Source organism: Rhodococcus sp. NPDC059234, assembly GCF_042754225.1.
GTDB lineage: Bacteria > Actinomycetota > Actinomycetes > Mycobacteriales > Mycobacteriaceae > Rhodococcus_G.
On the sequence record NZ_JBHZAH010000229.1, the window covers coordinates 1 to 1,401 of the forward strand.

Sequence of the window (1,401 nt, forward strand, 5' to 3'; positions counted from 1 at the left end):
CGGGTTGTGGCGTCGGTGTTCGGGGAGTTGCTCGGTGTCGAGCGGGTCGGTCTCGACGACGACTTCTTCGGTCTGGGTGGCAACTCGCTGATCGCCATGCAGGCGGCTTCCAGGCTCGGCGCCGAACTCGCGGTGTCGGTTCCGGTGATGTGGCTGTTCACCACGTCGACCACGGAGGCGCTGGCCGCCAGGATCGTGTCTGCGCGGCTGGGACTCGAGAGCATGGCCGAGGACGCGGCATTCGACGTGTTGCTCCCGCTGCGGCCGGGCGGGTCCAAGCCGCCGGTGTTCTGCATCCACCCGATCATCGGTCTCTCGTGGGCCTTCGCCGGACTCTCCGCCCACATCGACAGGGAACGGGGGATCTACGGCTTGCAGTCGCCCGTCCTGTCCGGTGTGGCTCCGATGCCCGAGACTGTCGAGGCATGGGCTCGGATGTACGTCGAGCAGGTCCGGACCGTGCAGCCGGAGGGGCCGTACAACCTGATCGGCTGGTCGCTCGGCGGGGTGATCGCTCACGCGATGGCGGCGCTGCTCCAGTCCGAGGGCGACGAGGTCTCCTTGCTGGCCATGATGGACAGCTTCGCGGAGCGTCCGGCCGACGGGGTGCTCGCCGATCGGGCCATGACCGCTGGGGATCTGCTCGGCGGTCTGCTCCCGGCGCTCGTGTCCGATGCTCCGGAGGCTTCGCTGGAAGCACTGGCCGACGAGGTACTGTCCGAGGAGATGCTGGGCGGACTCGTCGAGAACCTCCCCGCGCCGTTCAACGCCCTCGGGGCGGAGCGGATCGCCGCCGCGGTGGATGCGGCGGGTGCTTCGGTCGCCGTGATGGATGCGTACCTTCCCGCCAAGTTCAAGGGCGACCTCGTGTACTTCGCAGCGCTCGCGGACGATCCGACCGGCAGCGTCGGCGCCGGCACCTGGCAGGACGGTGTCGACGGCCGCATCAGGGCTCACGGCGTCGACGAGACCCACTGGGGAATGGCGTCGCCGGCCGCGCTGGCCAAGATCGGTGCGGTACTGCGTGAGGTGTGGGACAGCGAGGAGGTCGCGGCCGACGAGTGAGTACGGCGTAGGCCTCCGCGGTTCGAGAGTGCGGCGGAGCACGAGAATGACTGCAAGACAAAAGTGTTGACGAGAGAGGCAGACGGATGAGCAACCCCTTCGATGACGAGGACGGCCAGTTCCTGGTGCTGGTGAACGACGAGGGACAGCATTCGCTGTGGCCCATGTTCGCCGAGGTGCCCGCGGGATGGACCGATGTACACGGCCCGGCCTCGCGTCAGGAATGCATCGGGTATGTCGAGGCCAACTGGACCGACATGCGTCCCAAGAGCCTGATCGAGGCGATGGCGGGGGACTCGGACAAATAGGCACGGCTGTCGTCGCCCGGCCCTCAGG

At 68.0% G+C, this 1,401-nt stretch carries 2 protein-coding genes; both read left to right on the top strand.

Annotated elements, in window-relative coordinates; all coding sequences use genetic code 11:
• On the top strand, nt 1-1,065 hold a 1,065-nt coding region (locus ACFXGJ_RS24435), incomplete at its 5' end, for a thioesterase domain-containing protein (RefSeq protein ID WP_378625862.1).
• An 86-nt stretch (nt 1,066-1,151) separates the two neighbouring features.
• A complete protein-coding gene (locus tag ACFXGJ_RS24440) occupies nt 1,152-1,373 on the top strand; it encodes an MbtH family protein (protein WP_378625863.1) in 222 nt (73 codons plus the stop codon).
• The last annotated feature ends 28 nt before the right edge of the window (nt 1,374-1,401 follow it).

What these genes read in the sequence shown, in the direction of transcription:
- ACFXGJ_RS24440 (WP_378625863.1), top strand. Translation starts at nt 1,152, where the DNA reads ATGAGCAACCCCTTCGATGACGAGGACGGCCAGTTCCTGGTGCTGGTG.